General features: G+C 38.4%; 24 protein-coding genes, 2 pseudogenes and 1 riboswitch. Of the genes and pseudogenes, 5 read left to right on the forward strand and 21 right to left on the reverse strand.

Annotation, left to right across the window (positions count from 1 at the left end; all coding sequences use genetic code 11):
* Nucleotides 1–9 precede the first annotated feature (9 nt).
* The 20 genes and pseudogenes from BK120_RS30235 to BK120_RS30330 form a co-directional block, all read right to left on the reverse strand.
* On the reverse strand, nt 10–408 hold the full coding sequence (locus BK120_RS30235; RefSeq protein WP_144376892.1) for a hypothetical protein: 399 nt from the start codon (nt 406–408) through the stop codon (nt 10–12).
* A gap of 35 nt (nt 409–443) precedes the next feature.
* The gene (locus BK120_RS30240) at nt 444–722 is read right to left on the reverse strand and encodes a hypothetical protein (protein ID WP_076271224.1); all 279 of its coding nucleotides are present in this window, start codon (nt 720–722) and stop codon (nt 444–446) included.
* 745 nt (nt 723–1,467) lie between these two features.
* The gene (locus tag BK120_RS30250) at nt 1,468–2,250 is read right to left on the reverse strand and encodes a cytochrome c oxidase assembly protein (protein ID WP_076271226.1); all 783 of its coding nucleotides are present in this window, start codon (nt 2,248–2,250) and stop codon (nt 1,468–1,470) included.
* Nucleotides 2,251–2,425: 175 nt separating this feature from the next.
* On the reverse strand, nt 2,426–2,959 hold the full coding sequence (locus tag BK120_RS30255) for a redoxin domain-containing protein (RefSeq protein WP_076271227.1): 534 nt from the start codon (nt 2,957–2,959) through the stop codon (nt 2,426–2,428).
* A gap of 77 nt (nt 2,960–3,036) precedes the next feature.
* The gene (locus BK120_RS30260) at nt 3,037–3,513 is read right to left on the reverse strand and encodes a C40 family peptidase (RefSeq protein ID WP_076271228.1); all 477 of its coding nucleotides are present in this window, start codon (nt 3,511–3,513) and stop codon (nt 3,037–3,039) included.
* 3 nt (nt 3,514–3,516) lie between these two features.
* A riboswitch (cyclic di-AMP (ydaO/yuaA leader) is annotated at nt 3,517–3,651 on the reverse strand.
* A gap of 65 nt (nt 3,652–3,716) precedes the next feature.
* Nucleotides 3,717–3,857, reverse strand: a complete 141-nt coding sequence (locus BK120_RS35600) for a hypothetical protein (RefSeq protein ID WP_179089930.1) — start codon at nt 3,855–3,857, stop codon at nt 3,717–3,719.
* Between the two features lie 109 nt (nt 3,858–3,966).
* Entirely contained in the window at nt 3,967–4,839 is an 873-nt protein-coding gene (locus tag BK120_RS30265; protein WP_076271229.1) for a M56 family metallopeptidase, read from the reverse strand.
* The gene (locus BK120_RS30270; RefSeq protein ID WP_076271230.1) at nt 4,836–5,258 is read right to left on the reverse strand and encodes a BlaI/MecI/CopY family transcriptional regulator; all 423 of its coding nucleotides are present in this window, start codon (nt 5,256–5,258) and stop codon (nt 4,836–4,838) included. The genes BK120_RS30265 and BK120_RS30270 overlap by 4 nt, the downstream gene beginning before the upstream one ends.
* A 32-nt stretch (nt 5,259–5,290) precedes the next feature.
* Nucleotides 5,291–5,461, reverse strand: a pseudogene (locus BK120_RS36495) (IS5/IS1182 family transposase); the annotation flags it as partial.
* A 143-nt stretch (nt 5,462–5,604) separates the two neighbouring features.
* The gene (gene qoxD, locus BK120_RS30275) at nt 5,605–5,907 is read right to left on the reverse strand and encodes a cytochrome aa3 quinol oxidase subunit IV (RefSeq protein WP_076271231.1); all 303 of its coding nucleotides are present in this window, start codon (nt 5,905–5,907) and stop codon (nt 5,605–5,607) included.
* Nucleotides 5,907–6,515: a cytochrome aa3 quinol oxidase subunit III gene (gene qoxC / locus BK120_RS30280; RefSeq protein WP_076271232.1), complete on the reverse strand. Its 609-nt coding sequence runs from the start codon at nt 6,513–6,515 to the stop codon at nt 5,907–5,909. The genes qoxD and qoxC overlap by 1 nt, the downstream gene beginning before the upstream one ends.
* A gap of 4 nt (nt 6,516–6,519) precedes the next feature.
* Nucleotides 6,520–8,481 carry a cytochrome aa3 quinol oxidase subunit I gene (qoxB, locus tag BK120_RS30285; RefSeq protein ID WP_076271233.1) on the reverse strand — a complete coding sequence of 654 codons (1,962 nt, stop codon included), beginning with the start codon at nt 8,479–8,481 and terminating at the stop codon, nt 6,520–6,522.
* A gap of 15 nt (nt 8,482–8,496) precedes the next feature.
* On the reverse strand, nt 8,497–9,471 hold the full coding sequence (gene qoxA, locus BK120_RS30290) for a cytochrome aa3 quinol oxidase subunit II (RefSeq protein WP_076271234.1): 975 nt from the start codon (nt 9,469–9,471) through the stop codon (nt 8,497–8,499).
* A 564-nt stretch (nt 9,472–10,035) separates the two neighbouring features.
* A complete protein-coding gene (locus tag BK120_RS30300) occupies nt 10,036–10,440 on the reverse strand; it encodes a disulfide oxidoreductase (protein ID WP_076271236.1) in 405 nt (134 codons plus the stop codon).
* Nucleotides 10,441–10,461: 21 nt separating this feature from the next.
* Nucleotides 10,462–11,139, reverse strand: coding sequence for a DsbA family protein (locus tag BK120_RS30305; RefSeq protein WP_076271237.1), 678 nt, complete (start codon nt 11,137–11,139; stop codon nt 10,462–10,464).
* A gap of 83 nt (nt 11,140–11,222) precedes the next feature.
* Nucleotides 11,223–11,936, reverse strand: a complete 714-nt coding sequence (locus BK120_RS30310; protein ID WP_076271238.1) for a response regulator transcription factor — start codon at nt 11,934–11,936, stop codon at nt 11,223–11,225.
* A gap of 169 nt (nt 11,937–12,105) precedes the next feature.
* Nucleotides 12,106–13,536: a LysM peptidoglycan-binding domain-containing M23 family metallopeptidase gene (locus BK120_RS30315; RefSeq protein WP_076271239.1), complete on the reverse strand. Its 1,431-nt coding sequence runs from the start codon at nt 13,534–13,536 to the stop codon at nt 12,106–12,108.
* A gap of 169 nt (nt 13,537–13,705) precedes the next feature.
* Nucleotides 13,706–14,071 (reverse strand): ArsR/SmtB family transcription factor, encoded by a 366-nt coding sequence (locus tag BK120_RS30320; protein WP_076271240.1) that lies wholly within the window; start codon nt 14,069–14,071, stop codon nt 13,706–13,708.
* 82 nt (nt 14,072–14,153) lie between these two features.
* Nucleotides 14,154–15,233 (reverse strand): copper resistance D family protein, encoded by a 1,080-nt coding sequence (locus BK120_RS30325; protein WP_076271241.1) that lies wholly within the window; start codon nt 15,231–15,233, stop codon nt 14,154–14,156.
* 2 nt (nt 15,234–15,235) lie between these two features.
* The gene (locus BK120_RS30330) at nt 15,236–15,808 is read right to left on the reverse strand and encodes a copper resistance CopC family protein (protein ID WP_076271242.1); all 573 of its coding nucleotides are present in this window, start codon (nt 15,806–15,808) and stop codon (nt 15,236–15,238) included.
* Nucleotides 15,809–15,990: 182 nt separating this feature from the next.
* Between BK120_RS30330 and BK120_RS30335 the strand changes: the two genes are divergently transcribed.
* The 5 genes and pseudogenes from BK120_RS30335 to BK120_RS35605 all read left to right on the forward strand — a co-directional run bounded on the left by BK120_RS30335 (nt 15,991) and on the right by BK120_RS35605 (nt 21,087).
* The gene (locus tag BK120_RS30335; RefSeq protein ID WP_076271243.1) at nt 15,991–17,067 is read left to right on the forward strand and encodes a copper resistance D family protein; all 1,077 of its coding nucleotides are present in this window, start codon (nt 15,991–15,993) and stop codon (nt 17,065–17,067) included.
* Between the two features lie 14 nt (nt 17,068–17,081).
* Nucleotides 17,082–18,131 (forward strand): flavin-containing monooxygenase, encoded by a 1,050-nt coding sequence (locus BK120_RS30340; RefSeq protein ID WP_076271244.1) that lies wholly within the window; start codon nt 17,082–17,084, stop codon nt 18,129–18,131.
* 146 nt (nt 18,132–18,277) lie between these two features.
* Nucleotides 18,278–20,404 (forward strand): heavy metal translocating P-type ATPase, encoded by a 2,127-nt coding sequence (locus BK120_RS30345; RefSeq protein WP_076271245.1) that lies wholly within the window; start codon nt 18,278–18,280, stop codon nt 20,402–20,404.
* Between the two features lie 110 nt (nt 20,405–20,514).
* Nucleotides 20,515–20,778 (forward strand): annotated as a pseudogene (locus BK120_RS30350) (IS110 family transposase); the annotation flags it as partial.
* 144 nt (nt 20,779–20,922) lie between these two features.
* Nucleotides 20,923–21,087: a hypothetical protein gene (locus BK120_RS35605; protein ID WP_179089931.1), complete on the forward strand. Its 165-nt coding sequence runs from the start codon at nt 20,923–20,925 to the stop codon at nt 21,085–21,087.
* 454 nt (nt 21,088–21,541) lie between these two features.
* Here the strand turns inward: BK120_RS35605 and BK120_RS35610 are convergent, their stop codons facing one another.
* Complete coding sequence (locus tag BK120_RS35610; RefSeq protein ID WP_179089932.1) at nt 21,542–21,706, reverse strand: hypothetical protein; 165 nt, start codon at nt 21,704–21,706, stop codon at nt 21,542–21,544.
* Nucleotides 21,707–22,399 lie beyond the last annotated feature (693 nt).

The raw sequence follows: 22,399 nt of genomic DNA on the forward strand, positions 1-22,399 counted from the left end.
CAACTTCTTTCACATGATTTCACTCATTACACAAACATTAAGAAGCAAAGAAGCACCCCATGCTGTTGCTAAATCTCCAAATAAAGAGATAGATGAAAAACCAAGTAATGGACCTGTAGCAGCCCCAAAATCAGTGACCATTGAGTATCCAGAAACTATTTTATGACGATTATGACCCGTTGAATACCGGAAAATTTTTGCGTCATTTAGCGTCATAAGTCCGGTAGATAACAACAATAGTAAGATCGTAACGCCTAGCCAAGCAACTATATTCATACTCAATGGAAACAAGATTAATAAGATGCTTACAGTAAAAGTTAATATCACAAGAAACCTATTTCCCGTGATGCTTTGATAGTTTACCTTGCCAATCCAAGGAACTAAGAGTGGATCAATACTTAATTTCACAGTTATTAGCAAACCGGTAATGGTGGCAGCTCCTATTAAAAGAATGCAATCCACTCATAATTTTGCGAACCAACCCAATAACTCATCGTTGTTTTTAGAAATCCCTGAAAAATTAAAGTGAGTACGAATCCCATCACCATAAGTGAAATCAATTCAACATTGATAGCACTCCGCTTTTCAATAGACTTATTCGTATTTACAGGTGATCCTTCTAGCCTTCCTACAAGAAATAGGGTTAGAAATGCCAATACACCAAATACAATAAGAATATCATCTGAACCATAGAATGTTGAAACCAAGCCTCCAACTAACATCCCCACAAGTGCACCTATTCCCGATATACTATTATAAATACCGGATAGTCTTCCACCTTTTTAAATATTTTTTTCGATAGCCCATACCACCTGCAGCTGTCCACCTTGCTTAAGAAAAGCCCAAGCTATTCCCCAATGCATCTTGCTATGAGAAGCACCCCGAAACCATTGAACAATCCGTAAATAGATGTAGTATGAACAATAGCAATTGTTAAGCCTGTTTTTATTTCATACTTAGAGTAAAACCAACCAATAAGTGGGTGTATTGGGATTCGAACAAACCGATTAGTCGAGAGCAATACACCCACTTGCCATAAAGACTGAATGCCAAACTGCTCACCAAAGATAGGTAGTACTACATAAGGCATCGTATCTCCGAACAAACAGCCGTTATCGCAGCAATGAGCTTAACTTTTGTTTCTGCATTTATATTATTTTGTTTTATTCGCATCCAACGGTCGGTCCTCAGCACTAAGAATTAGTAACTTTTAACGCTGTCTTTGGTCGTGAAACGCTGCAAACGCCAGTTTCAGGCAAATGTATGTATTGCTGTGAATCGCATCGTAAATTCAGACATTCACTCCGTTAATCTGCCCGTTAGTTCAACAAGGCTGCCGTTCTATGCCGGCAGCCTCGTCCTTAGAAAATCTATAATCTGAAAGGAAACTGACTTGATTAAAAAAGACAATCAGCAGCCTTGAACGATAAAGTTCTAGACTACAACTTTATTATTGAATTTAAAGTACTAATCCTCCACAAGTTCTCTTTTTCGCCATGCTGATACGAGTCGTGCGAGCGCATACGCAAGAGCTCCTTCTTGAACAAATTTCATGATGACACCGCCCAACTGTTGATCATCAATCGGACCAAGAAAAGCAGATAGCTGCTCAGCGTGTTCATAAGTTGCGTACATCGGTGAACCGGCGAAAATGATGACCGCGCAAGCAGGATACAGTAACAATCCGTTTAAGATCAGAACAGCCATTCTTTGCAGTTCCGGCAGACGGGCCAATTCTTTTGTCGGCGGCAGTATTGCAATCCAAATTTGCAAGATCAGAATGGTTAAGATACCATGAAGTAACATTCCCCAACTTGTACTCATCAAAAAATCAAATACTACTGGAAAATGATAAAAAGAGAGCAACGTATTAAAAACAAGTGCCATAAGAAAGGGATTTATGCCCATTAGAAAATATCGCACTATGCGATTCTTGAGCAAGGTTGAATAGAACCAATCCGGTAATCCCACCAAAAGGAATAAGGGAAAAACAAAAAAAAGCAAGGATTGCTGGAGCATGTGTGCGCTGAATAAATAGGAATGACCAAGGGCATTTAACGGCCCCATGCTAATATACAATACCATCATGCTTAGAAAAAAACTGACTATTTTCTTGGTAGGGAACCGTTCATTTTGGTTTTTCATACGAATAAGAAATAGATACAAACAACTTACGATAATCAAAATTATAATCGTACCTGGGCTGATTAATTCTACCGCTAAACCTTGGTTATTCTGGCCATGATTCATAGTTTTCTCCTATCCCGTAGCATTTTATATGGTCGATGTAGTCTTGGTTTGCAGCTTTAATATGTTCATTAGATTATAGGCGATAAGTGGAAGCAATGATGACCGCCACCTCCCACTAAAATTTCACAAAAAATGAAGTCACTTAAGAATCACAATTGATCTAATATCGATCTCATTAATTACTGAACAAATTTTCCACTCTCTCATTGATGTCACGCTCAGTCATACCACCGACATAAATTTCCATTATCGTCCCGTCTGCTTTTACAAAATAGGTCGTTGGGTAAGCTTTTAGACCAAATCGTCTTTCAGTAACCCTATTCCGATCACGTAAGATGGTATACTCTAATTCGAATTTTCGTAAGAAGTTCCTAACTGTTAAGTCATCTTCACTTAAATTAATTGCAAGAACTTTTAGTCCTTTACTGCCCCACTTTTCATATTGCCGCTGAAACTCAGGCATTTCCTTGACACATGGCGGGCAAAAGGTTCCCCAAAAATTAATAATATAAGGTTTTCCTTTATAATCAGATAGACTGTGTAAGTTCCCTTCCATATCTGCTAGTTCTACTGCCGGAGGCTCTCCACCTACTAGAGGATAATTGTTTGTTTTTATAAAGGTCTTTCCTATGGCAAATCCGCCTACCAATAAAACGATTAATAGAATAGAAATTTGAACAATCTTACGATTTGACCCTGTCAGTTTCATTACCGACACCCCATAAATGTTGTTTTTTTATTGCATGAAAAAGGACGGTTATGAATATCTAACCGTCCATCGTTTAATTATTTTGACTCCATCACTGCAGTAAAAGTATCTTCCTTAACCACACGTCGCGCCGTTACATAACGCTTTTCATAGTAATCATCACTCAACTTGCTAATGGTAACTCCTTTACTTGAAGAAGAATGTGCGAACTTTCCTTCTCCTATGTAAATACCGGCGTGAGAGATTCCTCTTCCACTTGTGTTAAAGAATACGAGATCACCCTCACGTAGCTCCTCTTTATCGACTTTATTGCCAACCTCAGCCTGCGACTTAGATGTTCTTGGTAAATTCACATCAAACTGATTAAAGATATGTAAGATAAACCCGGAACAATCAAAACCCTTAACCGTTGTGCCACCCCACTTATATGGAGTACCGATGACTTCATTTACTGAATCTGTCAGCTCTGATGATGCGGACTTCTCTGCGAGCACGCTCCCTCCACCGATAAATAACATCATGCATGACAAAAAAACAACTAAACGCTTTTTCAAAACTGCTTCTCCCTTCGTTGCCTACGAGGTTAGCTTATGGGTTCGGTTGAAGATCCCTATGCTAAGGATTTTCCTTAAGCAATTCACCCTAGATGGTTCCCCCGTTTCCAATATACAAGAATTAGGCATTTTATTAGACTACACATTATAGTTTAATTCGATCATTTTAGTCATAATCCTCCAAAAAGTTTATTAGAATACTTTCATATTTCATCATCATTTCTTTCAAATTGTCTTTTAGTCGTTTGCCCAGATTGAGACGATCTTACAGATTTCACAACAATGAAAGGCAATATAACCGCGACAATAGTAATAATGGCAAAAAAGACAATAACCTGTGACACTTGTAATCCTCCTTCATTCATTAAACTACGGGCAATAGTTTATTGCGGCATAAAAAATATCCTACTTAAAAAAATGGGGGGAACGTCCTTGGACGAATCCCCATCCTTATTAATTCAAGCACCTTCCAATTAAAAACAAAGACATCATAATTAATACGACAAAAGAAATAATCAAAGTTTTTCGGTTAGTCATTGAAATGCTTATATCGCCGGAAGGATCTATAATTTGTTTGATTCGATAATTAACGGCTTCATTTGCAAAATGTGTCCCGGCTCCTGCAACTGAATTTTTATGGCTCTTAATTAGTGATAACAGTACTTGACCTATTGGCGCCTCAGTGCTCATCCGGCTAATAGCATATCGATCTGCCAAAAGCTCTGTCCATATAGCATAATAATGAGTGAGATCCTTAATGACGGGTACAAAGGCAAGTCCCTTACTTAATAAAGTTAGAAAATTCATTTGTAGTGGGTGGTACGACTTACAATGATAAAGTTCATGAAATAGGATCGCTTCAATTTCTTCATCATTAAATCGAGCAATAGCTCCAGTTGATATAAGGATCCTTGGTTTCAATAAGCCAAATGACAACGCAACAAAAGCGGATTCTTTGATGACAATTATCTCAGTTTTTTTGAAATTTAATCGACGATTCCAGTTCATGGATAATATTGAATCGTACCTGTCTCTAACGTAACGCTTCAATCTGATATGAAGAATCCACTGTACAGCAGAATGATAGACACTGACTATTAAAAGATAAACAATGAACCCATTAAAAAGACTTTCCATGACAATATGATTTGAAGCAATATCACGGATGATCGCTATTGCTAGCTCTCCTCCGTTTGATGCATTTGGAACATCATATAATTGATGGACGACATTGTATCCCATTTGCAACAAAATCCAGCTCACTAGAAGAAAGATAAAAGCAAGTGCAACTTTAGGTTTGAACGGCATCTCAAATAGCTTAATCATTTGCTCTTTATCTCATTGATTCTATTTTGGAGCGTCTGAATCAGCTCAGGATCTGCACCATCCAGCGAATCAATAAAATGATTAACAATTACTGAGCCGAAATCCTCAATAAGTCCGTTTGTTACAACTTTTGTCTGTTCCATGATGAATTGATCTTTACTTTGAACCGGATAAAAGAACGTCAAGCGGTTCCGTCCACCACCCGAGGTTTCCTTGTACAAATGTCCTTTTTCAGCTAGTCGGATTATGACGGTCATGACCGCATTAATAGAAATGGGATTCTCGTTATTAATAATTTCATGAGCCTGCTTAATTGTAAGCTTTTCTTTTTCCCACATGATGTTCATGACTTTGACTTCAAGAGAGCCGAAAAAACGACTTAATCCTTCTTCATGTAAATTTAATTTTTTGATTTTCATGCGCGGATTCTCCTCTCAAGAATCTATTATATCTCACTTTTGTGCTCATCAGATTTAATACTCACATAGTAGGTTTTTCTTTTTACTCCTTCGGTATAGCATCCTTCCTTAAGCGGGCATCTCTTGCATAGCTCTACAACGAAGAGGTATGTGTGGGTTTATTGCCGTACTTTCCGAATCGCCATATGGCCGGCCTTACACATACATACTCGCGTTCTTGCATCACCCACACCTTATGATGTCTTAATTATACAGTAAAAAGGGTACAATCTCCTCAATTTATTGAGGGACCGTACCTTTTGACAACAGAACGCGCTCCATTGCTATGTCTATTATTTCTTATATTTTAGTGCATTTGGTTCAATACCCATATACTTCCTACAACAATCACAATTGCAATAAAAGCAGCAGAAATCATCTTACCAATTTGCCAAATTCCGTGTTCTCCTTCCGATACGTGCATAAACATAAATAACTGAATTGCTGCTTGGATAAACGCTAGTGAAAACACAAGAATAACAATCGTTCTATACGTTAAATCTGAACGTATACCTATCCAAACTGCTATAAAAGTTAAAGCAATAGATAGGAGGAAACCAATAACCTGCGACCATGGAAAATGATTGCGATTAACTGTTTTATTTACCATTATCCCACCATCCCTAATAGGTATACACCTGTAAAGACGAAAATCCATACAAAGTCTAAAAAGTGCCAGTATAAACTGGAGACAAAAACCTTTTTAGCAGTATCTGGAGTTAAACCTCTTTTAAGCACTTGCATTATAATTAATATTATCCAACCGATACCAAGTGATACATGAAGCCCATGTGTTCCAGTTAGAAGATAAAAAGAAGACCAGAAAGCATTTGTACCCAGATTAGCACCTTCATTTACCAAGTGCACAAACTCAGAAACTTCCATATATAGAAATCCTAAACCGAATAATAATGTGATAATCAACCAAGTAATCATTGATTTAACGTTGTTTCTTCTCATCTCATTAATCGCCAAACCAGAAGTGAAACTGCTTGTTAATAAAATTAACGTCATAATTATTGTATTATTTAAGTCAAAAACCTCATTCGGCAGCGGACCTCCAACTGTGCCATTTTTAAGGGCAAAATATGCCGCAAATAAAGTAGCAAATAAAGAGACTTCCGCACCCAAGAAAATCCAGAATCCAAATATGTTCAGTCTACCTGTTTCAGACTGATATTCCATGGGCGTGTTTGGACTTGCATTATTATTTGCCATAAACTCACGCCTCCTTTTGAAACGTTTGTTCCAATTTTTTAATTTCATCTACACTAACATAATATCCTTCATCTTCTTTATGTGAGCGGAGTGAACGAAGTACCAAACAAGCAAGCACACCTATCCCGCCAAGTATAGCCATCCACCACAATTCAAACACTAATCCGAAACCTGCAACGAAGAAAAGAACTGACATAACAAACGGCGTAGATGCGTTACTAGGCATATGAATCGGTTTATACTCCATATTTTCTTTCTTTATTTCTTTGTTCTCCTGTTTCATGTGCCAAAATGCATCTAGTTCTTTAACCTCAGGAACTACCGCGAAATTATAATACGGAGGTACCGCTGTTGTGGTCGCCCACTCTAACGTACGTCCGTTCCACGCATCTCCCGTCGTTTCTCTTTTGGCATTGCGCATACTATAATTTACGTTGTAAACCAAGATCACAAAGCCAATTCCCATACCAAGGGCCCCAATGCTGGAAACAACATTTAATGCAGTCCATCCATCTTCCGGAACGTAAGTATATACACGTCTCGGCATACCTGCAAAGCCTAGTAAGAACTGAGGCAGGAAGCAGACATTAAATCCAATCGCAAAGAACCAAAACGCCAACTTTCCAAGTCGTTCATTCATTTTATGCCCAAACATTTTTGGATACCAATACACAAAGCCTGCGAAGCAAGCAAATACAACTCCGGCAATTAACGTATAATGAAAATGAGCAACAAGGAAGTAATTGTTATGATATTGAAAGTCTGCTGCTGCCATTCCAAGCATAACACCTGTTACCCCTCCAATAATGAATGTCGGAATAAACGCTAGCGCCCACATCATTGCTGCAGTAAATTGTATTCGGCCCTTGTATAGGGTACCAAGCCAATTAAAGATTTTTATACCTGTTGGTATGGCAATTGCCATCGTGGTTATTGAGAATACATTGTTTAAGGCTGCGCTCCCTCCCATTGTAAAGAAATGGTGAACCCAAACAAGGAAGCTTAAGCCTGAAATAACAACTAGAGAAATAATCATCGATTTATAGCCAAACAATGTTTTTCTTGCAAAGGTTGCTATAACCTCTGAGAAGATCCCGAATGCGGGCAATACAACAATGTATACCTCAGGATGTCCCCACAACCAGAAAAAGTTTGACCAGAGCATTGGATTACCGCCGTCAGTCAGTGTAAAGAAATGCGTTTCAAATAATCTGTCAAATGTCATTAACCCTAAAGTAACAGTTAATATTGGAAATGCAAAAACAATAATAAACGAAGTGATCAACGTTGTCCAAGTGAACATCGGTATACGCAGTAATGTCATGCCAGGTGTACGCATTTTAATAATCGTTACAATAAAGTTAATACCCGTTAACAGTGTACCAATCCCTGAAACCTGTAAACCTAGTAAATAATAATTTATTCCTGGTCCAGGACTTCCCTCAATAGCTAATGGAGCATAGTTTGTCCAACCGGCATCGGGTGATCCGCCAAAAACAAAGGAGACGTTAAAAAGGATTGCTCCAAAGAAGAATGACCAGAAACTTAAATTATTTAAATATGGAAAAGCTACATCTCTTGCTCCTATTTGTAAAGGAACAACGACGTTCATCAATCCGAGTAGAAACGGCATAGCCATAAATAAAATCATGATAGTACCGTGTGTTGTAAAAATCTCATTATAATGCTGTGCTGACAAGAATGTATTATTAGGCACTGTTAATTGAGCTCTCATTAACAATGCATCCACACCGCCACGGAAAAGCATCAACAAGGCAGCAATGATATACATGATTCCAATTCGTTTATGGTCGACAGATGTTATCCACTCTGTCCAAAGCCATTTCCATTTTTTAAAGTAAGTAAGAACAAACACGATTCCAATCATTGTTAATAAAATGGAAATATTCGCTCCAAGAATCATTGGATCATTTAGAATTAAATTATCCTTTATAAAATTAAACATCTTGTTCGTCCCTTCTTAATGGTTCGAGTGAGAACCATTATTTGAAACCGTCTCTTCATTTTCGTTATCTTCGTTGCCATCCGCTTTTACTTTAATTCCTTTTACTTCAACACCATATTTCTCACGAATGTTCATTGCATATTCGGAATCATTGCCATGATCTACAAATTCCAAATGAGTGGATGAAAATGTCATTTCATCAACTGTTTCAGGCAACATTAATTTTTCATAGGTTTCTTCAACTAATTTTGGCGCGTTTTCTTGTGTTTTTTTCACCCAATCTTGATAACTTGCCTCTTCTAAGGCTACAAAATTAAACAGTTGATGTGCCATACCTGCACCTGTGAAATTAGAGTTCATGCCTTTATATTCTCCTGGCTCATCTGCCTGCAGATATTGATCATTTACCATTCCTGGCATCCCATATATTTGACCACCTAACTGTGGAACCCAGAAAGAAACCATAGAATCTGCAGCAGTAACTTTAAAGAGAATCGGGTGATCTTCAGGAACGTTTACGTAATTAACGGTTTCAATATTTTCCTTCGGATAACTGAATATCCATTTCCAGTCAGCGGCAGTAGCATAGATAACGATAGGTTCTTTGTCAATAGTTGATTTCGGTGGTTCTTTCAATTCATAGAGAGCCTTAGCATTGGGAATCGATAATGCAGTTACAATTATAATCGGAATGATCGTCCAGATGATTTCCAATTTCGTGCTGCCGTGCATATCCGGTTTATAGTTTTTGTTATTAAAATTTTTGCGATCACGGTATTTTGTCAGCATAAATGCAAACAAAGCAAAAACAATGATAAGGATAGCAAGCATAAAGTAGATTGAAAACATAATCAGATCCTTTTGGATTGCTCCAACTGGTCCTTTAGGATCTAATATAATTAGGTCGCTGCGAACACCTAATGCAGCTATTACAATCAGTGAAATTAAACTTATCATTACAATTAACCATGGTTTAACATTTTTGAACATATTAGTTCAGTTCACCTTCCTTTCTAATTGGGGGCATGCTTGCAGCTCAAAGATTATGCTACTACAATTAAACTATGTTTTGTAGTCTAATAATACGATGTCATGAGATAGACAATTTTTGTTCACCAGCCTTACACAAGTCGATCATATCTTGTTCACAAATATGAATACATGCTCATATTTTAGAGATATCAAAAAACGTCTCGTTTACAAACCGAGACGTTCCATTACTAAAACTGCTATTTATTGTCTACAAGGAATACAACACATAATACAAATAGGAGTAAAGAAATGATTGTTGCTGCAGTCGCACCTAGCATCCAAGAAGCTTTCTGCTTTATGAACATTGAAATGATTACATGTATGAGAAAAGGAACTAGTAAACAGTATACTTGTTCAATCTTACTAAACTCAAACATGATTATGGATAACACTGCTAAGCCTAGAGTAATGATCAGTAAGACTCCGCTCCAAATGATTGTTTTCTTGTTAAAGCCAATCTGACCTGAATGACTATGAAACATATTGACCTCCATAAAGCATTTATATCCAGCACGAGAAAGATTATCTTCTCTTAATAAGTAGAATCACAGTGATTAAAACAAAACCTGTTAGTGCTAAAAAAGGAATCGTAACAAAACCAAACCAATTGATATATTGAACGTTACAAGGCACACCTTGCGTGCATGGTTTAATTGCCGCAAATCCTGGTATTTTTTGCTCCATGTAGTGAAATGTGGATACAAAAATTCCCATGATGGACAATGGCAATACGTACTTCTTAATCTTATATTCATCATAAAAAGCTGCAATACCTAAAATCAAACTCAATGGATACATTAAAATGCGTTGATACCAACATAATTCGCACGGGATAAACCCTCTGATTTCACTGAAATAAAGACTACCAAGAGTTGCAACGACAGCTACCATCCATGCCATATATAAGGTGTATTGCCTAATCCCCATTAACCCCTACTCCTCTTCGAGTTATTTCATTTCTTGCTCTATGGCTGCTGTAATTGCAGCATAATCAAATGGATTAGCAATCACAATATTATTAATCATAATCGTTGGGGTTTGTTTAATATTAAACTGCTTCACTAATTCTTGGTCTAGATCAAGTGATCCTTGTACCTCATTCGATTTTAAGCTCTGCTGAAATTGTTCTAAATCCATTGTTGGAACAGAAGTCTTCGCAACCTCTAACAGTTTTTCCTCCGTTATCCAAAGCCCATCATGGTTAACCTCTGGTTGCGCATCGAATAATGCTTTATGAAAAGTCCAAAAGTCTTCTGGATTACTCTTAAATATGGCTTCTCCAGCTAAAGCACCTAATTTTGATTCCTCACCATGGAACAAAACATTAGTATACGAAAATTTCGCTTTTCCTGAATCAATGTAATCTTTTTTTAGCAGAGGCCATACTTGCTCACCCCACGCCTTGCAGGATGGACATTTGTAATCACCAAACTCAACAATTGAAACTTTGGCATCTTCCTTACCCATTACAGGCTGTGAAGCCGTAGACGGGGCTTCTGCTGTCGTCTGATTCACATTATCTTTCTTATTTGTTGCCTGATTGATAGCGAACAAGGCTACAAATAATACGATAACAACCAAAGTATAAAGAACTAAACTACGTGATTTCTTACTTTTCTTGTTCATTTTCCACCTCACTATTTAATAGACACACTCAAAAGATTAACACATGAGCAATTAATCATTCAACATGCAAAAAAATCTGTCTCTTAGCTGCTAAACTTCAGGATATACCCAACTCCCCAAATCGTCTTGATCATTGATGCTGCCTCTGGGGAAACTTTGTTTAACTTATCTCGAATACGTTTAATATTCATGTCAACGGTTCGTGCATCAATGCCTTTCTCATTATTCCAAATTACCTTAATTAATTCGTCTCTAGAGAAAATTTTATCTGATCTACTCGCCAGATAGTATAGCAAATCATATTCTTTTCGAGTTAGGTAAACTTCTTGGCCCGCAGCTCTTATTCGATGGGCATCCCACTCAATGACTAAATGAGGAAGTACCAAGTTGTTCGTTTTTTTTTCTATACTTAAATATGAGTTTGAAGCTGCTCTTCGTAATAAAGCTTTAACACGGTGTGTCATTTCACGTGGACTATATGGTTTGAGAATATAATCATCAACTCCTACCTGAAATCCTTTCAAACGATTTTCCTCATCTCCTTCCGCAGTTAACATAATGACAGGAGTTGATTTTATTTGTCGCAAAAGGCTACATACCTCTATACCAGATATTCCGCTAAGGGTTAATTCAAGAATAACCAGGTCAAAGTTTTTTTGAATAACCAATGGAAGACCTGTTTCACCATCTTCGGCTTCCTCTACAATACAACGTTCCTTCTCCAAATACATTCTTATCAAACTTCTAGATCGTTTATCACCGTCGATAACAAGAATGTGTTTGCGCTCGTCACTCATGGTATACTTCCTTTCTAAAGAAAACTCATTCAGACTACAATGCATAGTTTAATCAAAAAAACGAAATAACATTTCATCAATGGAAACACAATTTTAGCATACCCTATCTCCCATACTACAAAAATAAGAGAGCCCTTTCAAATGGGATCTCTTATTTTTTCTCTTATAGCTAATCTAAAAACTTCAATGGGTTAAGCTGCGTGCTTCCTTTGCGAATTTCAAAGTGAAGATGGACGCCTGTCGATTTGCCGGTTGTTCCCATAATACCAAGCAGATCGCCTTTCTCTAATATGTCGCCTTTTTTAACTTTGATTTTGCTTAGATGAGCATACACTGTTTTATAACCGTTTCGATGATCGATAATAACATGATTTCCAAAGCTGGAGTTATAATCTGCAGTTATAACTTTCCCATTATCTGATGCATAGATGTCCCGATTTGAAGAGACCGTATCGGTACCTGCGTGTAGCCTTCCCCAACGTTTTCCAAATTCACTTGTTATGGTAGGTCCTGTTATTGGCCAAGCAAATGCCCCAGTACCCACTCCTTTAATAACTTTAGAGCCTTGAGTCACCTTTTTTGGTACCGCCTTGTCCAATGTCTCTTCTGTTAACACCTTTTCTTCCACAAGCTCACCATTCACCTTGGTCATGAGGTAGGTTATTTTCTTTTTCCCTTCTTTACCGGGATTCGTAACTTTTGAAACCCCAACACGCATCGTTTTATCATAGGTAATTTCCATCCCACCGGATATGCTCACGGTTTCGGAATACTCTTCTTCCGTTTTCACTGACAGTTTTGGCTGCCTTACTGTAAGATCTAGCTCATCCCCCATGTTAATAAAATCATTAATAATCCATGGATTGTTTGTATAAATGGCTTCTTGAGAAATATTAAATTTTTGTGCGATACAGGAGACACAGTCTCCTTCTTTCACCACGTACGTAATAGGCTTAAGATCAGTGCCCTTTAAACGTTTGACGAGATCTGCTTCTGTGTCAATATCAGTTGGATCAGAAACAATGGACTTTAACTTGACTTTCTCAACAAATCCGATCGATTTTAAAGTAGGTGGACTGCTTATATCGTTTTTATCTTGATTTTCTTCGCCATTGTAACTAAGTGCTTGTATTTTTAAATCCTTTTTCGCTGTAGTTACGGATTGCTGTAGTCTATTTATAATCCTGTCTGCGGTCTCCTGGTCTTTTACGATCCCCATATCTTTACCATTTATTACAAATTGTATGCCGCGACCTTCCACAATAAACGATTTTTGTAGCGAATCTATTACTGCTTCATCTTCCGCCTTTGCATTTAAGCGCTTCGTTTCTACAATGGTAAAATCGTTTTCGTTGGTTTCAAGCGTTAGATCAGGATACTCAGATGAAAACTTTGCATATTCATTCTGGAACCACTGTTTTACGATCTCTGGACTTGAAGCTTCACCAATAGTTGTCCCATTATAAGCAACCTGATAAACGGTCTTTATTTGTGAAGCCAAGATAAATCCACTACAGATTAATAACAACATAGCAAGTGTGATCAAAGTTACAATTTTTTTCGATCTTTTCCAATGAAATTTAATATTGATTGATGCCATTGCAGCCTCCTTCTCTTCGATACACAAACTGAAATCATAAATTACATTAACATATGAGTAAGTATTCATCAATAAATGAGCACTTTCTTCGAGTTAATTTAATGATTCTCAGATATATTTTAGACACAAAAAAAGAGTATCTGTATTTACATACAGTTACTCTTTCTACTTAAGCATGCTCTAAATGTTGTAAGGTTTGAATAAAAATCTCTTTTACATGATCATCATCAATGGAGTAATAAACGGTCTTTCCTTCTTTACGGCGCTTGACCATTCTTACATTACGCAAATACCGGAGTTGATGAGACACTGCGGACTGAGCCATGCCTAGTACAACGCACAGATCATGAACACATAACTCACTACTAAGTAAAGCGTGAATCATTTTTACCCTTGTGGGATCACCAAGGGCTTTAAACAATTCAGCCAGATCGACAGCCGTTTGTTCCTGGAGTCTCGCTTGTATTACGTCATTAAGATTAATTTCGGTTCCTAAACAAGTGTCGTCACATTGTTCTTCCGCTAGTCGATCCATTACTCTTAGCCACCGCCTTTATATTCGTACCCTCTATTATATCAGAAAGATTACGTTTAAAGCAGCCTAGATAAATGAGAGCTTAAATCGATGACATGAGACCATAATACACAAGGATTGAACTTACTAAAGACCATAAAAGGGTTTGTACTACATTGCGTCGCTTAGCGCTAATGACTGCTGTCACTATTGTAATCATAGCAGCAAATAAAATGGAGGCACTCAACCAACCAAAAGATAAAGTTAGATCTTTCTGCTTATCTAACACTCCCCCTGTAAACCATAAATACAATGGAGATGCAGGCGATTCATTCAATGTTTCTGAAACATCATGTGGAGCAGGTTGCTGATTCATAAAGCCGGTTACTGAAAAGATAAGCACTAGAATAACACTTTCGACCTTAGCCCATAGCTGAGGATTAAACGTTATATCCATTAGTAGCTTCCTTTTCACCCAAAACCCATTAATAATGGCGAAAAGTATTAACGGTATAATTAATACGTGCTTCACGAGCAGGGCTTGTCCGTAAGTGAGTTTCCATGCATTCACATATTCTGGAGCTACACCGATGGTCAAGACGAATCCTGATGCAGCGATTACAGTCATACAGAGTATAGCCGTTGGATGAAACCAGCTTAGGAAACCATTCCAATGCTCCGTTTTGCGATTCTGCCAGCCTGCCATAAGTAATGGGCCTACCCACAAAGAAACAGCCATCAAATGCAGCGTTTGAGCCAATATTCCCCATGTACCATACCAGGAAGCCACATGACTAGACCAACCCTGCGCTACCATGAGGAGGGAAAGAATGAATAAAATTACTTTCAATCCTCCGGTTCCCTTTACACGACTATTAAGCATGATAACACCAGCTAAGATAAGAGATAACGTTAAAGTAAATAAGAAAGCTCTTCCCTCTTCGAAATCAAGGATTACTTTTCTAAAGGTTAAACCCCATCCAATGTCTTCTGCGAAGAACGAGACTATTCTTAATATAGGAAAAAATGAAAACAGACCTATTCCTAGTGCGGCAACAGCTACAACTTTATGCGATAGTTGAGAAACGGGTCGATAGCTCTCAGGAACAAGACTTAAAAGAACATAACCACTGACAATGGCAAAACATAAATAAAGAAATGGCTCAGCAGCCCAATACCACATTGCTATTTCTTCCTCCTCGTACCAAAAATAATAACGATCAAAGCCACCATGACCACGCCTGCCACGATCCAAAATCCTACTTGATTACGATCTTGTCTCGTAGCACCGTGGTCAACCTCATTCTCCTCTCCGTTAACTGGCTGCGGAGATGGAGTAGGTTCTGAAGGTGTTAGGGTGGGAGGCTGCTCCTGAGATGGTTCAGAGGTTTCATCAGGCACAGCGACAGTAAAATTAAAATCGCCTTGAATGGGGTGTCCGTCTCGTCCAACAATTTTCCATTCTACTGTATAGACACCATTCGGAATGCTTTCATCAAATGTCCCGATAATTCGATTTTCTACGATTTCTGTGGTGCCAATCTTAAGTTCATTTCCATCTTTATTTTTCATTTTGAATGAACTTAATGGCTCCACAGTCGTATTAAATTCCATTACAATTTCCTTGGTTTCTTTTAAGACTGTTGTGTTAGCTTCCGGTGACGAATTTTGAAGCTTTGTGTGCGCAAAAGTAATTTGCGGAAACACGATAAGCAGCAATAAAAACGATAAAAATGACATGACATATACACGTCGCAAGAATATCCCCTCCAAAATTTATTGTTGATCTTTGAAACGTGTTCATTATATCAAAAGAAAACAGTAAAATACCTTGTATGTATCTCGAAATTTCGAACAATTGTCATATGAGCATACATTCAACTGTTTTCATTTATGATATGATTTCTCTTGGAACTAACATCGAATCGGAGTTGTTGAATTTGTACATTTATTTTTTTGAGACACTTCTTTATTTGTCCTTTGCCTTTACTGGCGGTTATATATTACTTCTGTTTATTCCAGATCACTCAAAACCTGCCATTAAAAACCCGTTCACCTTATTTCAATATGCTATTCTAGGAATTCCGTTATTCTCATTTGTATCCATTATTCGAACTACGATCATCCTTCGAGATTTTGCACAAGATATGTCTTTTTTTCAAGTTTTACTTATTGTATTAAAGGATTACTCATACGGAAACGCTTGGGTCTGGAACCTAATCATCTGTACCGGAATCTATATGATAACAGTCTTGTGTGATTTTCATCAAAAATGGACGAAGTGGGCACTGGCTTTCTCTTGGATAGGTAGTATTCTTGCACATGGGTGGGCCAGTCACCCAACAGGTTTCTCTGCAACATGGGGATTACTTTCCCAATCCATTCATGTCGCTGCTGTTTCAATCTGGTTGGGAACGCTTATTTTGGTTGCGTGGTTTACGAAAGGCGCCATGAATTGGAAAGCCTTTATTCGTTGGTTTACACCACTATCGATAAGCAGTATTGTACTTATTATCGTAGCTGGGTTGGTAATGATGTCATTAATTGTTGACGGATATATCAGTTCCTGGGGCATTAATTACGGAGAAGCCCTCCTACTGAAACATCTCGTTTTCCTGCCTCTCCTTCTTCTTGGCTTTATGAATGGTTTCCTCACGAAGTTAACGAACAATGGCACCAATGAACGAAAGTTGCAGTGGTGGCTTCGTATGGAAACGTTTATTGCCCTTGCTGTCCTTATGATTACAGCTTATATGGGTGTACAAGATCCTCCACATGAAGACGAGTTTGAACAACCATCTCCATCTTTATTATTTACATTTCTCCACGGTAATGTACAGGACTTAGCTCTTCAATGGAATTGGAATGCTTCTCATCTAATCATGATTGTACTTGGACTCGTAGCTCTGTCCCTGCTGATTCCCATTTATAAAAAAGATAAGCGCGGCCTATTTGCTGCTTTAACGATTATAGGCGTTATCCTTACATTCCTTGGTTTATTACTATCTGTGAAATAAAGGAGAGGTTTATTATAACGATCACAACTGATGTTCTTGTCATTGGTGGGGGACAAGCTGGTTTAGCAGCTGGATTTTACTTAAACCTTGCAGGGATTGACTTTATTATTGTGGACGGGAGTTCACGTGTTGGTGATTCTTGGAGAAATCGTTATGACTCCCTCGTATTATTTACGCCAAAGGGATATAGTGAACTTCCCGACATGCCCTTTCCAGGGAAGAGGGAGCAACTTCCGAACAAAAACGAAACAGCCGATTACTTGGAGAAATATGCATCAAACTACCAGTTCCCCATTCATTTATATACCCGTGTTATTAGCCTAAGTAAAAATGACGGGTTGTTTTATATTATGACGAACAAAGAAGATTATATAGCGCACAAGGTCATCATCGCTACTGGTCCCTTTCATAAAGAATTGATTCCAGATTTTGCATCTAAAATCTCAGCAGACGTTAAACAGATCCACTCCGCCAGTTACATAAATCCAGGGCAGCTTTCCGAAGGAGACACTTTAGTTGTTGGGGCCGGCAATTCAGGGGCACAGATTGCCGTAGAAATATCAAACCATCGGAAAGTCTATTTATCATCTGGACATCGTCCGTTATCACTTCCCCTTCATATTGGAGGTAAAAGTATTTTTTACTGGTTTGATAAACTCGGTATCTTAAAAGCAACAGCTCACTCTTTCATAGGTAAGAAAATTCAATCTAGGCCTGACCCAATCTTTGGGTTCGAGTTAAAGCAACGATTAAAATCTTCAGCTATCACTTTATTGCCAAGGGCAATCGATGCGAAAAATAAAAACATCATCTTCTCTAATGACAGTCAGCTGGAATTCAAAAATATTATTTGGAGTACAGGTTTTAAACCAGATTATAATTGGCTAGAACTACCACGTGTCTTAAATGAACGCGGTGCCATCAAACACCAACGTGGTATAACCACAGAAAGTGGATTATATATCGTTGGCATGCCTTGGCAGCACCGCAGAACATCTGCACTCATTGGTGGAGTTGGTGCTGATGCACAATATGTCGTTAATGAAATTATTCAGAACTTTTGACATCAACCATCTGTCTGTTTCTAAGAAACAGATCGGTGGTTTTCATTTTTTCATGCCTAATTGGAGAGAATAAGTTTGACATAGATCATGGAATCGCATATCATATGAGCAAGTATTCATATAATGATTTGAAAGAAGGATGTCTTATGAATGAATATCGGATAAAGGGACTTTCTTGTGGTGGTTGCGCACTAAGAATTGAGGAAGAGATTCAACAATTAGAGCATGGCGAAGATGCCAAACTAAGTTATAACTCTGGAAAATTAACGGTAAATCCACAAGTCTCAATGACTGACGTTAAAAAGATTTTGAAATCAGACAATGCTTACATTGAGAAGAGCTCGGAAACGAATACTGGGCACGACCATAGTGACCATGATCATGATGGACATGATCACAGCCATACAGAAGGTAATGCGAAAATGCTTAAAATGCTTATTACATCTGGTGTTATTTATGTAGCAGCCTTACTGTTAGATGGTGTCCTCGATAAACAAGCTGTGATTCTTTTATATTTAGTCGCCACGATTATTAGTGGTTACACAACTTTCTTTAGAGGATTAAAAAACTTATTCAAATTAAAATTTAATATTGATACTTTAATGACCATAGCGTTAGTGGGAGCCGTATCCATTGGTGAATGGAAAGAAGCTACACTCGTTGCCATTCTGTTTGGACTTAATGAGTTGCTTGAAGGCTATGGTATGGAAAAAGCTCGTCGTTCCATGGAAGCTTTATTTCAAGTCGCCCCAAAGGAAGCCTTAAAGATGGAGAACGGCCAGGAAGTCGTTGTTCCTATTTCCTCCCTTCAAGTCGGTGACTTAGTTAAGATTAAACCTGGTGAAAAAATCCCTTCAGATGGTATCGTGTCCGAAGGTAAGAGTTCGGTGAATGAGGCTGCCATTACAGGTGAGTCGCTTCCGGTTGAGAAAGAATCAGGTGAGCCCGTTTACGGTGGAAGCATTAATAATGAAGGGCTTCTACTCGTTCGCATAGATAAAGCCTATAAGGATTCTTCCTTAGCAAAAATTCTTCATCTCGTTCAAGAAGCACAAGAAACAAAAACACCAACTGAACTCTTTATTAATAAGTTCGCTAAGTACTATACACCGCTCATTATGATTGTTGCAGCTCTTGTCATGCTAATACCTCCTCTCCTTTTTCAAGGAGATTGGATGACATGGCTTTATCAAGGTTTATCCGTATTAATTGTTGGTTGCCCTTGTGCGCTGATTCTTTCCTCCCCTATTGCGATTGTTTCAGGAATTACGAGAAACGCGCGGAACGGCGTACTGGTCAAAGGCGGTGTGTTCCTCGAGCAGCTTGGTAAGATCGATACGCTTGCCTTTGATAAAACAGGGACATTAACTAAAGGTGAACCACATGTGGCTCAATTGGAGGTCTATGACGAAGAACGATTCTTCCTTGTTGCCGGAGCAATCGAAAAGTCATCTTCTCACCCGCTGGCGAAAGCGATTATGAAAGAAATTGACAGTAGAAACATCGTCGTTCCTGAACCGGATGAAATTCAAACAATTACTGGTCGTGGGATTAAAGCGAAAGTTAATGATCAAACGTACTGGCTCGGGAATGAAAAAAGCATTGAGCACATTATTATCCCTGACTCAATACAAACCCGCGTAGAACAATTAAAAGAAGAAGGTCTTACCCTTGTACTGGTTGCAGACGAACGACAAGTAATTGGTATGTTCGGAATTGCAGACGAAATTCGTGAAGAAAGCCGAGCTGTAATTGCATCATTGCACAAATTAGGAATTAAAAGCACAGTCATGCTAACAGGAGATCATCAGAAGACAGCAGAGAAAGTGGCCTCGGCAGTCGGAGTCTCAGAATTTTATGGAAATTTGCTTCCGGAAGACAAAGTAAAAAAGATTAAAGAACTCTCTGCCAACCATAATGTGGCCATGATTGGGGATGGTATTAATGACGCTCCCGCCCTCGCTTCTGCGCAGCTAGGCATTGCGATGGGCAAAGGAACTGATAGTGCCATCGAGACAGCGGATATCGTCTTGATGCAAGATCACCTAGGCAAACTTCCTGAAGCCGTTTCGATTGCTAAAAAAGTTAATCGTATTATTCGTTTCAACATAATCGTTTCACTTGGACTGAAAGTCATTGCTCTTTTGCTTACCATTCCCGGATGGCTCACATTATGGATTGCCATCCTCTCCGATATGGGAGCTACCATATTTGTTACGTTAGTTAGTTTGACCATTTTAATTGAAAGAAAAAAGCATCTTGGAAAACAATAACGTAAATAAGCAAAAAGCCGTTAGAGGTATTCTAACGGCTTTTTGCTTTCCTTATTCTTTTTGTTCCTTTGACTGATCTTGTTTCATCTACATCAATTAGCCCTTTTGTTCCTCTTTTGAACTCATCATCGGAGACTACTTATAACAATCTTTTGCTATGGATAATACATCTACAAACCACACATCATTTAAGAGCAGCCGTCGTCGGGATGGAACCAACCGGGCATTATTGGTTTAACGTCTCTCGGTGGCTTACAGAACACAATTTTGAAGTCGTTTTAGTTCCGCATCTCGTCAAAAAGAACAAAGAGAATCGTGACAATACGACCTCAAAGAGTAACAAAAAGGATGCACTCGTTATTGCCGCTCAAGTTGTTGCTTTCTCGCCCGTCCTACTTGAATTCGTTGTCTTGATCGTGCTTCATTAAAAAAGATTTTTTGCTTGAATTTTTCTGATGAGAAGGTGGAATGATAAGAAACGAATCCAATCACTATCGAAAGAAAGGATGTTATATTAAATGGAAACAACTGGTCATGTACATCATTCAGGAGAAAAAGTCACTGAAACTGGCCACTATCTTGATAAAGATGGTGATCACATGGAACTTAAGCAAGGTGATACATTCCCAAATTGCCCGAAATCAGGACAACAAACGACTTGGACACATGAAACCATTCACTAATAAAAACTGCTTTCTGCAAGATCATTGAGTCGAAAGAACTTGGTGTTCGACAAGTGTATTGAAACGCCACCTTCCGATAATCATAAGAAGGTGGCGTTATTGTTGCGCCCAAGCGCCGATGCTTATTCAAGGATCGGCATCCAATCAAATACACGGATGCAAAGCAGGGGGAGAGCATCAGCTTTGTTTTATCGCGGTTCTTTTTCACGAGATGTGGTTTGACTAGAACAACTTCAAAAAAGAGATCCGAGAGCCACCTGAATAGGTTAAACCAGTAGTACCCGTAGGCTCCTAGCCAACAATGGTTGTCTTTAAAGCGTGAGCAGTTTGCCGCGACTGGATCCACCGAAGAAGTGTCATTTGATGTATATCTGTTAATTTAACGTAAATATTCTCAAATGCTTCAAATAATCAACGATTTTCCCACGAGTGAACCAGAATTTATCCGTTTTTCCTACTTATTACTCATTCTCCATTCAAACATCGTAATGTTGTTTTCATCAACTTCTTCAATAGTCCCTTCAAGATATGATTGCTCTGATTGCTCTGATTGCTCTTGACCACATCCCATGGTAACAATTAAAACGGAAACGAGTACAAATAAAATAATTTTCCTCACTATAATCTCCTTGTTTTGTTAACGTGGAAATTGCAGCAGATCGTTATGACGAGCTACCGTCGAGTCTTGATTCAACTAAAATTCCCCCTCAGTCCAAGCTTAACTGCTTATAGAGAGAACACTTTGTTCGTTATTTAGCAATAAAGGGCATTAGAGAATTAAGATAATTAGATTTAATCGACAACTCTATATTAGTACATATTGGAAGTATCCTGCCCATTCAATGAAAAGCAGCCGATCGTTATAGCCGGCTGCCTCGGTGCCTTTATTCAGCTATCGTACCTGTTAGTTCAAAGACCAACATCTATGGTATCATTCACCGCGCTATCTGTAACGGCAAGCATTAAAGGTCATCCTTTGCAGGATGACCCTTTTTTTAGATGCGCCATACTCATCCGGATTCGTTTGCTTGTCTAGCCTGCGGCAATGAGCGCAGTACTTTCGGAGGTTGGAAACAGAAAATCGACCTGCGAATGTTCATGCGTATGATGTTTTCAAGGAGCGTTCATCCATTTGTTGTGATGCGTAATACGAAAAGAAGATAAGAAATCGCCTTAAACTCGGGATTGCCATAAGAAAAAGGAAATAATAAGCTTTATCACTTTTGTGTTGCTAATTTAATAACGCCAACATATAATTTTACCTAGGGAAACATTTTGTCGTGCGTCAAAATATTGTAGCCTAGTGCAAAAC

The organism is Paenibacillus sp. FSL A5-0031 (genome assembly GCF_001956295.1).
GTDB lineage: Bacteria > Bacillota > Bacilli > Paenibacillales > Paenibacillaceae > Pristimantibacillus.

Bases quoted from the DNA above. Each gene is read 5' to 3' on its own strand.
- BK120_RS30240 (WP_076271224.1), bottom strand. From the start codon at position 722: ATGTTAGTTGGAGGCTTGGTTTCAACATTCTATGGTTCAGATGATATT.
- BK120_RS30250 (WP_076271226.1), bottom strand. From the start codon at position 2,250: ATGAATCATGGCCAGAATAACCAAGGTTTAGCGGTAGAATTAATCAGC.
- BK120_RS30255 (WP_076271227.1), bottom strand. From the start codon at position 2,959: ATGAAACTGACAGGGTCAAATCGTAAGATTGTTCAAATTTCTATTCTA.
- BK120_RS30265 (WP_076271229.1), bottom strand. From the start codon at position 4,839: ATGATTAAGCTATTTGAGATGCCGTTCAAACCTAAAGTTGCACTTGCT.
- BK120_RS30270 (WP_076271230.1), bottom strand. From the start codon at position 5,258: ATGAAAATCAAAAAATTAAATTTACATGAAGAAGGATTAAGTCGTTTT.
- qoxD (WP_076271231.1), bottom strand. From the start codon at position 5,907: ATGGTAAATAAAACAGTTAATCGCAATCATTTTCCATGGTCGCAGGTT.
- qoxC (WP_076271232.1), bottom strand. From the start codon at position 6,515: ATGGCAAATAATAATGCAAGTCCAAACACGCCCATGGAATATCAGTCT.
- qoxB (WP_076271233.1), bottom strand. From the start codon at position 8,481: ATGTTTAATTTTATAAAGGATAATTTAATTCTAAATGATCCAATGATT.
- qoxA (WP_076271234.1), bottom strand. From the start codon at position 9,471: ATGTTCAAAAATGTTAAACCATGGTTAATTGTAATGATAAGTTTAATT.
- BK120_RS30300 (WP_076271236.1), bottom strand. From the start codon at position 10,440: ATGGGGATTAGGCAATACACCTTATATATGGCATGGATGGTAGCTGTC.
- BK120_RS30305 (WP_076271237.1), bottom strand. From the start codon at position 11,139: ATGAACAAGAAAAGTAAGAAATCACGTAGTTTAGTTCTTTATACTTTG.
- BK120_RS30310 (WP_076271238.1), bottom strand. From the start codon at position 11,936: ATGAGTGACGAGCGCAAACACATTCTTGTTATCGACGGTGATAAACGA.
- BK120_RS30315 (WP_076271239.1), bottom strand. From the start codon at position 13,536: ATGGCATCAATCAATATTAAATTTCATTGGAAAAGATCGAAAAAAATT.
- BK120_RS30320 (WP_076271240.1), bottom strand. From the start codon at position 14,071: ATGGATCGACTAGCGGAAGAACAATGTGACGACACTTGTTTAGGAACC.
- BK120_RS30325 (WP_076271241.1), bottom strand. From the start codon at position 15,233: ATGTGGTATTGGGCTGCTGAGCCATTTCTTTATTTATGTTTTGCCATT.
- BK120_RS30345 (WP_076271245.1), top strand. From the start codon at position 18,278: ATGAATGAATATCGGATAAAGGGACTTTCTTGTGGTGGTTGCGCACTA.
- BK120_RS35605 (WP_179089931.1), top strand. From the start codon at position 20,923: ATGGAAACAACTGGTCATGTACATCATTCAGGAGAAAAAGTCACTGAA.